A 12,894-nucleotide genomic window follows, 5' to 3' on the forward strand; every position below is an offset into this window, starting at 1 on the left:
TTCCAGGCTTCCATTTCAAAGTGTGACAACTTAGAAATCTACTGACAGCTGTCTCACATCTCAAGTTTTAGCCTGTTGCACTTATTGTATTACTCCAGCGTCCACAGCGGAGAAAAACGCTTTAAATGCGATGTCTGCGAGAAAAGGTTTGCCCGTAAATCCGACCTCATCAAGCACGGACTAATCCATACTGACAACATGCCCTTTAAATGCGATAACTGTGGCAAGGGTTTTGTCCGAGGTGATCGACTCAACAATCACATGGCAAGCCAACACTCAGGAGAACGGCCCTTTAAATGTGACCTCTGTGGTGGCGCCTTTCCAAATGTTACTGCTCTCAAAAGACACGAAAGAGGTCATGCCAGTGGCAGAGTCCTTTTTTATTGCCCTGCCTGTCCGAAAACATTCAGGCTCGAAAATTACTACAGGAAACACTTAAAGGATAACCACCCTGACCAGGGGCGCCAATTATCCATTAGTAACCAGGAAGACAGTGATGCTGGCCCGATTAGCTGTGTCACTCATACGTCAGAGTCAGAAATGGGTATAGTCACCGCCGTATCACAGATAACTTCTCGCCGTGGAAAAATGGTTTTAACTGAAACGAGAACGACGGGCACGGACACGGACACGGACACGGACACATCCAACGCTCACCCGTATCCCATATCAACAACAACGATCGTACAAGACTCAGGCGCTGTTTCAGTGACTGAGCACCCAACAAATACGGGTTCCTTACCCAAATTATTCAGCCTTAACGAAATACTCGATGAACACGACCTGGATTTCGCAAAGTGGCGAGAGGACTCCTGATGCTCCCAAGTGATCCCAACGACCTGATACTAAGTCTGAACTGAGACTCGTACTATACTTTAAGGGTAAATTCATCAGTTGAACGCTATTTTCCCCAAAGGAGTATGGCCCCTGGCAAGTTAAAAGCGGTCAACCGCTGCGTTGCGATTAAATGAAACGCCCTATACTCAGCAGAACAGAGGACTCTATGCATATCTGTCAAGAATGTGGAAAGCAGCTTTCGTCGCAAAGTAAATTAATTGACCACATGCGAACCCATACGGGAGAAAAGCCCTTTAAATGCGATACCTGCCAGAAAAAATTTTCCCACCAACGTGATCTCTCCAGGCACGTACTAAGGCATACCGGAAACATGCCCTTTAAATGCGATAACTGTGGGAAGGGTTTTCTCCGAGGTGATCAGCTCAGGGCTCACCTGTTAAGCAGGCACTCAACAGAACGGCCCTTTAAATGTGACCTCTGTGGTGGCGCCTTTGTAGATGCTAATACTCTGAGAAGACACAAAAAACACCATGACAGTGGCACAGCCTATCTTTATTGCCCTGTCTGTCCCTCAAAGTTCAGGCTTGCGACCCTCTACAATCAACATTTGACCGATAACCACCCCGGCCACCAGAAGCATCAAGTATCCATTAATAGACAAGAACTCCCTGGTACTGGCTCGATTAGCTGTATCACTCATACGTCAAGCTCATCAGAAACGGGGATCGTCGTTGCTGTATCACAGATAACGTCTACCCATGGAAACGTCGTTGTAACGCAAACGAGTACCACTAGCACAGCCACAGGATCATCCACAGCCACAGGACCATCCACAGCCACAAGCGCATCCGCCGCTCACCCGTATCCCATATCAACAACAACGATTGCACAAGACTCAGGCGCTGTTTCAGAGACAGAGCACCCAACAAGCCCTCCACCGGGATTACTCGGTCTCACCGAAATACTCGATCATCACGATTACCAATTCGCAAAGTGGCGGCATGATCCTGATGCTCCTTTGTAGCACCAATAACCTGTTATTGCCCTGACAAGCTGAATGCCAGCGGTGCGTTGCGGCTCCTTTCAAGCAGGCGTTACTGGTCATTTCTACTGTCCGCTGTCCAGTTTGCCAGTTCTTACGGTCGTTAGAAGCCGTCTTAGAAAAGGCGATTGGTATTAAAATGCCGCATTGCAGTTAAATGATTTGTTGCCATTTGATCGTTGGTAGCAAGGTCAGCGGTTTCTCAATCCACTGATCCGCCAGATTTTACCAAAAGTATCACAGATTGATGATTGACAATTGATGCAATTTTTTTCAGTGACTATATGCTTATCAAGCCACTGACTCTTCAGCTTATTACCAATAACTATCACAGACGCGTGATGTGCAATTTTAAAATTCATGCGATTTTTTTTCAGTAACTATACTCTTTGCTGAAGCACATTCTGGTGGCATAGCTCGTAATGATCTGTTCGCGATCAGTAAATGATTAATGCTGTCCAGTCCGCCTTTCTCGCACTTTCTGGATTTTAGGCCGAAATTATCTTAAGTCCGACAGGCTCCTGGTACTTCCACCAGAGTTGGTCTGGAGCAAACGTTTTAGTTTTGATGATGTGCGAATAAAAAATAGTATTTCAACCAACACAACCCATTAAGGAGGAAAGGAGTATCTGCGGTTATAAGTGTTAAGAGTCCGTAGTTATTCCTTGTTAATAACCATGCCAGTCTTGTTACTTTTTTTGCTGTTTCTTTTCTCTCACCAGTGCAGCGCTGCAGGAGGTGAGGAATATGCTTGTTTTTATGAACCATCAATTGAACCATCAATATTGAGCAACCAACAAGTTGAAGCTGAGGCATTGAGTGCTATCGCCAATTGTATGTCCAGTTCCAGTATGCTAAATAAGGACTGGGCACCGAAACAAGTAAAAATGATACACGATGAGATAAATAGTATATCCACTGAGATAAATGATTTTTTACACTGTAAAGTTTATCAATCAAGTAACAACCACTCACTTAATCAGTTTTTTTTTAATTACGGTCTTTCAAAAAAAAATAAAAATAGAAGTAAAGTTATACACGTAAATACTGAAGGCAGCTTTCTTGCGACTTTTATTTTTTACGGAAATATCAATAATGAAAATGCTGTCATGGTAATCTCTCATATATTATCTAAAGGTAATACAGATCAGGTTTTGGTAATAAAGTCATCCGATCTTGAATCTAACATTACCGAGATTAGCAGCATTTCCAGATTTATCGACAGTCACGACGGAAATTATTCACATGACCGAATTGTTTTTAAACTTCATGAAAAAATCTCAACTAATCGTACTAATTTCATCTATTTGTGTGATATAGAGAATGATCCAGAAGAGGCTGGGGCTGATATATTAGAAGAAAATGGATACACTACTTTCACAGTACGTTCAGGGAGAATAAATATTAACCAGGTACCCAAGTAAAATGTGTTATAACATTTTTTAAAAACAGTTTCCTGGGAGCCGGTGTGACTGCGCCACCCCGGCGCAGTTTGAGATAAAGGTTCAAAAGCTTTCTTGTAGCCGTTCTCTCACATCATTAGCGAAATCTTCATACTTACGCAGAGCTGTTACTTTTACCTGAACATGCTGGCCATGCTTTTTCATAATCGGGAGGTCAAATAAAATTCTATCGAGATCATCGGGACTTCCTACCTCGACGACACAGAGTACCTTTCTCTCGCCTACACATTTCCACAGATCAACAACCGTTCCTCCTGCTTTTGCAGATAGCGCTGTATCTGCTTCCTCTGCCCATACACTGAACAATTCTTTTTGTGACATTTCAGTCGGGTACTCAACTTGAAAATCCAAAAAATACAACATTTTTATACTTCCTTTTTTTGTTATGAATCGCCATTATAGCCCTGCAAAAAAGGAAAGCACGTAAAAAATTGCCCCTGAATTCAGGTTTAGCCCACTGCCACATTCGGCAAGCTTTTTGCGGCCTTTTTGCCACAAGGTGTGGAGAGAAGGTTCCGGGGTAGCTTAACAGCATGCTTCAGCAATAGCCCCTTTATTAAAGCCTTCATAGGCGATGACCTGAACAATTTGCCCGGGATGTTGAGCAGCGAGTGTTTCAGCAATGTGCTTCACTAAAAGCTCAACAGTAGTGTCACTTTGGATCACGCAGGCGCATTTTTTGGGAATCGTCAGCTCAAAATCCCCTTGTTTAGCCGTGTATCCAAACGTCAGGTGCTCCTGCCCATGGATAGTCTCCGTGGTCAGCAAGTCTTCTTCGCTACCAATGTAAATATCTTTCCATAAAGCTGCCCAGTCACTTTCCAGTAACGGGTTTCTCTGCCCGTTGACAGTAATATTGATTGCTGAGCGATGGCCGTGAGCAATGCGCTGGCAATCACCCTGGTGCTTCTTAAGCCCATGGCTGTAGTGATAATAAGCCCCGTCAATAACCTCAGGGGACAGAGTCAATTGGATACCTGACAGATTATCGGGAAGCTCTGCCATAACACGGCTTTCCAGAATTGGCTTAAGGTTGGCAGGTGTGATTTCATCAGCAGCAACAGTCAAAATGGCTTGTTCAGGCGCTTTGCATTCAATCAGCCCACCCTCATCTGTTGTAAGGCGAACAGTGAGATAACCATTCTCGCCAGTGCAGTGCAGTTTGTCATGGGATAATGGCACTAACAATCGGTGATCAGCCAGATGATCGATCCAGGCCTTTACCTGCTTTTTGACATGACCAAAGTCAAAGACCATCCCCTCTTCATTCAGATCACCGGTTAAGATAACATCCACAATCCAGGTCTCACCAACCAAACCGCGCTTTGGGCAAAGGTAACTAAAATCCAGCGTTGTCAGATGGTTGACAAATAGTGATGCCATAATCATAAAAAAACTGAGTGAAAGGATGAGGCATTCTACGCCTCTTTCCCGCCCTTGAAAATGCCCTTTGTTTTTTTCTTTGATTTCTATTATAAAAAGCAGTCTTAAAAGCCCTGCTAAGTACATGACCATTTGCTTTTCAAGTTGGTCTACAGGCCTTGCAAGGCCTGCCAGAAAGAAAATATATGTTTTCATTTGGTCATGTACTTACCACTTCGGCGTGCCATAAACGGGTCTAAATAATTGCGGTAAGAGAAAGAAAGGCTTTTTTGGTGTAGGGTATGACCAACAGCCCATGATATCCCGGGAACCTGTCGAACCTAAGACAATTTCGGCCTAAAATCCAGAAAATTCTGACTCGCCCTACTGAATTTTATGCTCGAAAGCATAAGTCCGACAGGCTCCTGGCGTGAGGAACGGTTATTGAGCACAGAAATAACACAACAAGATCTTGATTTTGATAGCACCCATATATGGCATCCTTATACTGCTACGGTGAATCGTCCTCCCATGTACCCTGTTATTGGTGGTGAAGGAGTCCGGTTAACCCTCAGTGATGGTCGCGCCTTGATTGACGGTATGTCTTCCTGGTGGTGCACGGTTCATGGTTACAACCACCCCCGGTTGAATGCTGCCCTAAAGACACAGGTGGACCAATTCTCCCATGTAATGTTTGGCGGGTTAACCCACAAGCCCGGCATTACCCTGGCGCGTCAGCTGGTAGCTATGACACCTGAGCCATTGAATACCGTGTTTTTTGCCGATTCAGGCTCTGTTGCTGTGGAAGTAGCCATTAAAATGGCCATGCAATACTGGCAGGCGAGGAAGCAACCCCGTAAGCGAAAGATGCTAACCGTGCGTGGGGGGTATTTCGGTGATACATCCGGCGCAATGTCAGTGTGTGACCCGGAAAATGGGATGCACCACTGGTTTTCGGGCATTCTTCCTCAGCATCATTTTGTCCATCGCCCCGGCTGCCGTTTTGGTGAGTCCTGTGAAGACCAGCATCTTTATGAAGCGCGGACGTTTCTGGCCGATCACCACCAAACCATTGCCGCTGTCATTATTGAACCCGTGGTTCAGGGCGCTGGTGGAATGTACTTTTATTCACCTGACTATCTGGTCAAACTGAGGGCATTATGTGATCAGTATGGTGTCTTACTGATTCATGATGAAATTGCCACAGGGTTTGGACGCACGGGTCAATTATTTGCACTGGAACACGCGAATGTCATCCCCGATATTATGTGTGTCGGTAAAGCGTTAACAGGGGGCTACATGACCCTGGCGGCGACTCTTTGTTCAGAGCACGTTAGTACAACTATTTCTGAGCAAGGCCCGTTCATGCATGGGCCTACCTTTATGGCTAACCCACTGGCCTGCGCTGTAGCCACTGCCAGTCTGGACATTCTTCAGGAAGGGCACTGGCGTTCACAGGTTCAAATGATTGAGCAAATGTTGACAGAAGGGTTAATGCCGTGTGCCAGTATGCCAACAGTTGCCGATGTACGGGTATTGGGCGCTATTGGTGTGGTGGAGATGAAAAAAGCCGTTGATATGCAGCAAATCCAACCAGAATTTGTCAAACGGGGCATTTGGGTACGCCCCTTTGGTAAGCTGGTCTATGTGATGCCTCCCTACATTATCAGCCCTGATGACCTGAATACATTATGCTCAGGGATTCGCGATGTTGTTTGTAGACAGAATGTCTAGTGCAAACAAGCGTTAATAGACATACAACCATCACTTTGGTCACTCCTGCGAAGACGGGAGTCCATTTTCTGGTAGATTCCCGCCTTCGCGGGAATGACGACTGTATGGGTACTAGCGCTTAACAGCACTAACCATCGTTTTTTCTCAACCAATAGCCAAAACAGGCCGCCAAAACCGCCTGCTACCCATCAATGGCTATTTATAACTGATCAACTCAATGATGCGGTTGAACGGGGCTCTCGGGTAGTTGTCTCTCAAGGCGAACTTGGTGTTAGTGCTGTTATCTCCGGGGTTATAGGCCACCTGAGCCCCATAGAGTTTCATCGTCTTTGATTGCGCCTTTCCCAGCCTGTTATGAATAGCATATACCTGCTTTGAGTTCGGTAGCGCTATGGCCAGGTGAGCAACAGGTTCGGGAAGACGTTGTACAGAGGCTTCCCCCTTTTTTTGTAGCAAAGCCATCTCGCTGGCAGTCATGAATAAACTGGCCTGCCTTTGCAGGGTTGCCTCAATGGATTGCGGATTCTGGTTATTGAGCGCGGATGCCTGAAACAGCTCAAGACCCGCTTTTGTAGCGGGGTCACCATTAACAGTGAAAAAAATTCTGCCGATGGTGACGCCAACAACCTGAGGATCCGTCTTACGGAAAACTTCAACCACTTGTACGGACGGGAATATCAGGTTTCCCTCTTTGGTAACGCCTTTGCCTGGTGGATATTTGTCATGACGCAAGCCCAGTTTGGCAGACTGTTCAGACAATATTTGCAAGTACACATCCATAGGGCCAAAAAGCTCTCTACCCACATGATCAATACGGTGCGCTTCCAGCCGCATACCTGGAATATCATTTTGAACAAGGCGTTTAATCACCTCAGAGTGAGGCCGGGCAAAAAGCAGTGTCAATGCCTGATCAATGGCTCGCAAGTCAAGCGCTACCAGATGGTCTATGGTTGACCTGTCTTTTACCCCCCTTGCATGAAAGTAAGGGATCACCTTTTCTACATAGCGTTTATCCTGTTTAATAGCATAATACCGCAAATTGAAGGTAGCCGCTGGCGCAATACCCAACCAATCCCTGGCTTCGACTACTTTAAGAGGTGATGGCGTGTTGGAATAGTTGGGATAGTTGGGATAGAAAGCGCAGCCTGAAAAAAATGGCAAGGGCAACAATACCAGCAACAGGCTGACTGCTGCTTTTGTTGTCATTGGTGATAGCATAACTGTTCCTCACATCGTGCTCTGTATATAGCATTTCTTTATAATTAGTGTCTGCCCGAAAACCCACAAATAATCCGATTCAGGGAGCAGCAGCCAAAATTTTTGGTTAAAATTCAGCCTACTCATTTGTGGGTGCTACTTTTTGGTTAATTTTTGCTCATTTTGTGAACAACTTTCCGATTTTTGAGCACAGGGCAACCTCACCCAAAGGTGAACCTGGTTGCCAACAAGCCCGTTTCTCTTTTCAGGCCGCTTTTTTACTTGTCTGGGCTGCCTGCTTTTGCAGCAAGGTACCCAATCGATACAGATTCGTACCCAAAACTGCCAGCGACACATAACGACGGAAGCCATCAATGCCAGTATCCGGGCATCGGTCCAGCCCATGTCGTTCGAGGGCATTAATATCAGATTTTACAGCGGAGTGCTTCCTTTTTGCTCTGATAAACTCCGGGTGTCGCTCACGGAGCCTGTCCTGTTCTGACCATTTGCCCTTTTTGGGCAACACTGTCCGGTCGAGTAATTCTTCCAGTTTTTCAAGATTTTCTTTTGACCAGAAACCCCGGTCATAACTGACTTGTGATACCTGGGGAAATCGCTGTTTGGCACCTTCCGCAATAGGTACAGTCATTTGGTCGTCCGTCTGTTTTTCCATGACCAGATGATGCAGGGTAAAGCCAAACTGATCCTGCAATACGCAGACTCTGAGGCCAAGTTCCACGGGGGTGCCAGCCTTACCTTTGCTGATCCATTCAGTATGACGTTCGAATAAAGAAAAAACCTTCTCATTATGAGGGATACTTTCATGATTCAATACACGACGGACAATCAGCTGACACTGGTAGTCTGAATCTTTTACCCAACGTTCCAGTTCTTTTAGCCGCAAGTCCCCTGGCGTACGTGCTCTCAGGAGCTTTAAGGTGACTTCTGCCTTGCTAATAAGCTTCTGACTGTAGGCAACATAGTCGGCATGGGCAGCTTCAATATCATTCTGCCGGACATCCCGAAGCGCCTCGTTGGCCGAGGTGGATCGTTTCAGGTTGCGGGCTTTGTGAAATCGCTTCTTATGCTGCTCCTGCAAATAGCGGCTCTGCCGCCACAGGCTTTCATGCTGCTCCGAAGACAAAGTGGTTGCCCACTCTATCAACTTGCAAATAGCATCCCTGAGCAGGTTGATATCCGTCGGAAAGTGAACATTGGTTTTTACGACGAACGAGTCAGCGCGGGCGCATAGCCGCTCTTCTTTTTTTTTACCAATTCATGGCCAGCATTGACGACGATCTGATTGATCTGGTCCAGAATTTCCGGTGTGAACAACGAGATGTTGTCTTGCAGGGTTTGCAGTTTGTACTGGTGTTCACAGTAAGGCCCATGGCCTAGCATCTTTCGGAGAGTTCCATGCTCGTTAGCCAGCTCAAGAAGCCGGTCGTAGTCGCAGTTAATGACCAGCCGCAAGGTGCCAAAAACCAACACCCTCCAGAGATCCATTCCGGGACGCCCGTTACCTTGGTCGGTAGTTATCATCCCCTCAAGCACGTGAAAAACCTGATTCCTCAACTCTATATTTGTCCAGATATATTGCAATGCCAGGAGCAAGCGGGGAATGTCATCCCTTGACCTGAGATTGAATGTAATGGCAGAGATATCAACCTCGCCAGGGTGCATTTGTGGATTAATGGTCTGTCGCATAAATTCGGGAACCGTCTGTCGTGGAAAATCCTCGTTTCTTAAATTAGGCTATAAGCCGCTATTTTCAAGTGTTTGAGGGTTTTCGGACAGGCACTACTTAGCAGTTTTTTCAACCTGCTGTCAATGCGTAAGTTCTAAAAACAGTTTTCGCAAAAAAGTTAATGAATCTAAATATAAATTATTTTATTTCAAACAGTTATAAGAATATGATGAGACGATAAATTATATCCATTGTCTTTTTTCATGTCGGTAAGCGCCATTGCAACAGCTACACTTTCCCCAGCTTATGGCTATTTTGGTCATGCTGGTCATCTTCGGTCCCATGGGTATCGATATTTTCCTTCCGTCCTTTACGGTGATAGAGGACTACTTCAACACCACTGCCGATCATGTGCAGTACACCCTGAGCCTGTTTATTTTAAGTATGGGACTGTGCCAGCTCATTGCCGGCCCAATGATCGATAAGTATGGCCGGCGTAGAGTAGTTCTCGTCGGCATTGCCTTGTACGGTGCAACGGCATTACTGGGCGCCATGGCGCAGTCTATTAATATGCTGATTATTGCACGAGTCCTTCAGGGAGCCAGTGCCTGTTGCACGACAACCGTTGCTTTTGCCGTGGTCAGGGACATCTTTAGCACCCGTGAGTCTGCCCAGGCGTACAGTTACCTCAACGGCGCACTGAACATATCACCAGCATTGGCGCCGATGATTGGCGGGTTTTTAGGGACAGTATTTTCCTGGCAGGCGAGCTTTCTGTTTATGGCCACCTTTGCCGTCGTCGCTTTTGTAGTTGTCTGGTTTAAACTCCCAGAAACCCAGCCACCAAAGTCTGAGAATCCTTCGTTATCCATAGCAGACAGTTATAAAGTATTGCTTACCAACTCTGAATTTATGATCAACACGCTGTTCGGCTTGGGCGCCATGGCATTTATCATTAGCTATGTGTCGTTTGCGCCGCAGCTGCTAATAGGTCAATTGGGGCTGAGTGAGGCTGTTTTCTCCCTGCTCTTTGGTGCTAATGCGCTAGGCATTATGGTTAGCTCAGTTTTAGCAGGACGCTACATGCACGCCCTGGGCGAAAATGGCTGCACTCTAATAGGTTGTTTACTGATGACTGTTGGTGCTGTGGGAATGCTGACAGGTTACTGGCTGCACGGTGTCACTGTTGCGGGCTTTATTATTCCTGTCATGGCAGCCAGTGCCGGTTTTGCCTGGCTCCTTGGTGCCACTACAGGCAAAGCTATTGCCGGCTTCTCTCATATTGCTGGGACGGCCTCTGCATTATTGGTGTGTATTCAGATGTTAGGCGCAGCGTTGATTAGCATCCTGATACAGGCCAGCCCCTCCCCTGTCCTAATAAATCTGGCCGTATTAATGGCCATAGCGGGCTTGTTGCCACTGATCCCGTTTTTTTTCAAAAAAAGATAAAACTTGCTCCTTAAAAGCTGCTCATATTAAATTGATCTGAGGCACTACTTCTGAACACCCCACTCTTATAGTTAGACGACTATTTGAGGTGAGCAATGGCTACTTTCATAGCGTCAGAGGTAGCCAATACTGCTGGGCTAAACACAAGATAACACAAATCATGAGCCGAAAAACTGATTGCTGAGCGTCAATGCCTGTGTAAGAAGCTATTCACTATGATCCACTGATGAACAGAAAAATACTCGCCAGACAGTGTTTGAATACCTCGAAGGATACCACTACAATAGAAAACGGCGACACAGCACTTTATTCTATTTCAGCCCATAGCAACGCCAATCAAAAAAAATTGTATTGTATAGACGGATGTCTAATTTTAATTTCTCAGATCATTCTCCAAGTTTTTTCTCTCTGCCAGGTGCTAACCATGACGATTATAAACGGCTCCCTGTTTGAAGATATAGTTAAGTTTCATAAGCCAGAACACAAAGCCAATACAGCAGCAATCGTAATTGACGAAATGGATAAAAAATCTGGATTTGAAACTGTTAAAAACTGGGGTATAAGAAAACAAAACCAGGAAGAAACACTTCTTTTTTGTAAAAAAATAGGGTGTAAAATTATTGTTGTGCATGAAGAAAGTTATTCACGCCCAAAGCATATTTATGGCTCTATCGGGGAACCCGATTTTTCATGCATAAAGCACGATTCAGGGGTGCTTGAACAGAGGACAAATCCGCCTTTACTCCCTTATTTGATAAAAAATGAGATTACTAGCCTCGTTCTTATGGGAGGAAGGTATGATATGTGTGTACGAGCCTGTTTGATAGGACAGAGTTGTTTTGGGTCGAAATATCCTGGCCTTCTAAATTGTCAATTCACAGTGCTTACATCTCCAAGCTTACTTTACAGCTATGAGCCTGAACTTTATGATTCAGGTAATAAATTTTCCCTATCTGCAACCTATTTCAGTTATGAGAAAGTTGAGTATATGGATGAAGATTGTTGGCCAATCTTTGCGCTATTTCGGGGAATGAGATTCTATACAAAAATTCATGAATAACACTATTGATCTGATGCGCTACTCTACTTCTGGATCTACTTCTGGACACCCCACTCTCATAGTTAAACGACTATTTGAGGTGAACAATGGCTACCACAATAAAAAACGGCAACACAGTACTTTAGCTATGTCAGCCCTGAACAGTACGAGCCACAAATAGTTGCGCCGTAGGGTGTCCATTTTTAATGTTTTTAATGCCTCAGATAACTACCTATGTATGGGTTTTCCATGTCCATGCTCCTGTCTCAATGTTCGGGATTTGCTGCACTTCCCCTTGCTTGTGACTGGATCAATGTTTGACCTGCCGTTCTAACTTCTTGTAGAAGTTTTCATGAGACCCAAAAGACACCAGCTCCAGAACAAGCTCTCCATCATTAAAGTAATAAGCCAGCAGGGTGAGTTGACTCACCATTTTAAACTTATGCACTTGCAGATGGCTTATAGCTCCTTTCTTCTTATCTCCAATGCTCGGATCAGCAGCGATGGCTTTGACAGCCTTATCCAAATCAGCTTTTTGGTTCTGATTGAGTCTCTTAGCTGCACGCTGAAACTTTGCTGTCTGGAGTATCTTGATAGCTTTAGCCAAAATTGTACTCCGCCAGGAGCCCGTGTTTTCGCTCTTCTTCTGCTTCAAGTAGCTCCTCAATGAAGTCTATGGGTAAATCAGGGTTCTCCTTTGCAGCCCTCCCGAGACTGGCCCAATATTCCACCTGCTTGGCAGCAGAACGCTTTTTAACTTTGCCGGTAAGCATTGCTGCATCGACTAACTCTGCGTCAAGTCTGAGCGATTTACTTGCCATTATAATTTTCTCCTCAAGAATTGTTGCCAATACATCAACATTGTAGCAAAAAGCAACATTTAAGGCAGAAGTGGTACATGGCCCGTAACCGTGATAAAACTTCATACAGGCAGGACGAAATGCTTATCTAATGCTGAGTAAACCAGATGTTGAATGGTCAGACTGGAAAAATTAACCATTTTACAGTTGCTTCGGGCTGTTTCGGTGCAGATTTTGCCCGTTTAACAAAACGATCATTTTATCAAACTGCTATCTGACTGATTGGTAAATAGTGCCTGTCCGAAAACCCTCAAATACTTGAA

Annotated in this window: 12 protein-coding genes and 1 pseudogene; 7 read left to right on the forward strand and 6 right to left on the reverse strand. The window is 45.2% G+C overall.

What is annotated here, in order from left to right; genetic code table 11:
* Positions 1 to 84: 84 nt before the first annotated feature.
* The 4 genes and pseudogenes from V4C51_RS17800 to V4C51_RS00410 form a co-directional block, all read left to right on the forward strand.
* Positions 85 to 174, forward strand: a pseudogene (locus V4C51_RS17800) (hypothetical protein); the annotation flags it as partial.
* 24 nt (positions 175 to 198) lie between these two features.
* A complete protein-coding gene (locus V4C51_RS00400) occupies positions 199 to 816 on the forward strand; it encodes a C2H2-type zinc finger protein (RefSeq protein ID WP_330924069.1) in 618 nt (205 codons plus the stop codon).
* A 187-nt stretch (positions 817 to 1,003) separates the two neighbouring features.
* The gene (locus tag V4C51_RS00405) at positions 1,004 to 1,822 is read left to right on the forward strand and encodes a C2H2-type zinc finger protein (RefSeq protein ID WP_330924071.1); all 819 of its coding nucleotides are present in this window, start codon (positions 1,004 to 1,006) and stop codon (positions 1,820 to 1,822) included.
* Between the two features lie 695 nt (positions 1,823 to 2,517).
* On the forward strand, positions 2,518 to 3,264 hold the full coding sequence (locus V4C51_RS00410; RefSeq protein WP_330924073.1) for a hypothetical protein: 747 nt from the start codon (positions 2,518 to 2,520) through the stop codon (positions 3,262 to 3,264).
* A gap of 81 nt (positions 3,265 to 3,345) precedes the next feature.
* On the opposite strand, the gene V4C51_RS00415 is transcribed toward V4C51_RS00410, so the two are convergent.
* On the reverse strand, positions 3,346 to 3,666 hold the full coding sequence (locus V4C51_RS00415) for a muconolactone Delta-isomerase (protein ID WP_330924075.1): 321 nt from the start codon (positions 3,664 to 3,666) through the stop codon (positions 3,346 to 3,348).
* A gap of 162 nt (positions 3,667 to 3,828) precedes the next feature.
* The gene (locus V4C51_RS00420; protein WP_330924077.1) at positions 3,829 to 4,881 is read right to left on the reverse strand and encodes a 6-carboxytetrahydropterin synthase; all 1,053 of its coding nucleotides are present in this window, start codon (positions 4,879 to 4,881) and stop codon (positions 3,829 to 3,831) included.
* A gap of 180 nt (positions 4,882 to 5,061) precedes the next feature.
* On the opposite strand from V4C51_RS00420, the gene bioA reads away from it, so the two are divergent.
* Positions 5,062 to 6,399, forward strand: coding sequence for an adenosylmethionine--8-amino-7-oxononanoate transaminase (bioA, locus tag V4C51_RS00425; RefSeq protein WP_330924079.1), 1,338 nt, complete (start codon positions 5,062 to 5,064; stop codon positions 6,397 to 6,399).
* Positions 6,400 to 6,594: 195 nt separating this feature from the next.
* Here the strand turns inward: bioA and V4C51_RS00430 are convergent, their stop codons facing one another.
* Entirely contained in the window at positions 6,595 to 7,617 is a 1,023-nt protein-coding gene (locus V4C51_RS00430) for a hypothetical protein (RefSeq protein ID WP_330924081.1), read from the reverse strand.
* Between the two features lie 244 nt (positions 7,618 to 7,861).
* Positions 7,862 to 9,303, reverse strand: a protein-coding gene (locus V4C51_RS00435) for an ISNCY family transposase (protein ID WP_420797620.1) whose coding sequence is annotated in 2 segments (ribosomal slippage) — positions 7,862 to 8,868 and positions 8,868 to 9,303 — 1,443 coding nt in all. Because the reading frame shifts where the segments join, the coding sequence is not laid out codon by codon here.
* A 259-nt stretch (positions 9,304 to 9,562) separates the two neighbouring features.
* Here V4C51_RS00435 and V4C51_RS00440 point away from each other — a divergent pair.
* Positions 9,563 to 10,732 (forward strand): multidrug effflux MFS transporter, encoded by a 1,170-nt coding sequence (locus tag V4C51_RS00440; protein WP_330924085.1) that lies wholly within the window; start codon positions 9,563 to 9,565, stop codon positions 10,730 to 10,732.
* Positions 10,733 to 11,156: 424 nt separating this feature from the next.
* Positions 11,157 to 11,792 (forward strand): hypothetical protein, encoded by a 636-nt coding sequence (locus V4C51_RS00445; protein ID WP_330924087.1) that lies wholly within the window; start codon positions 11,157 to 11,159, stop codon positions 11,790 to 11,792.
* Between the two features lie 289 nt (positions 11,793 to 12,081).
* Here V4C51_RS00445 and V4C51_RS00450 read toward each other — a convergent pair whose 3' ends face one another.
* Both V4C51_RS00450 and V4C51_RS00455 read right to left on the reverse strand, forming a co-directional pair.
* Entirely contained in the window at positions 12,082 to 12,378 is a 297-nt protein-coding gene (locus V4C51_RS00450; RefSeq protein WP_330924089.1) for a type II toxin-antitoxin system RelE/ParE family toxin, read from the reverse strand.
* Positions 12,371 to 12,697 (reverse strand): TA system antitoxin ParD family protein, encoded by a 327-nt coding sequence (locus tag V4C51_RS00455; protein WP_330924091.1) that lies wholly within the window; start codon positions 12,695 to 12,697, stop codon positions 12,371 to 12,373. The genes V4C51_RS00450 and V4C51_RS00455 overlap by 8 nt, the downstream gene beginning before the upstream one ends.
* Positions 12,698 to 12,894 lie beyond the last annotated feature (197 nt).

The sequence above is a fragment of the Candidatus Sororendozoicomonas aggregata genome, assembly GCF_031528575.1.
In the GTDB taxonomy this organism is placed as follows: Bacteria; Pseudomonadota; Gammaproteobacteria; order Pseudomonadales; family Endozoicomonadaceae; genus Endonucleibacter; species Endonucleibacter aggregata.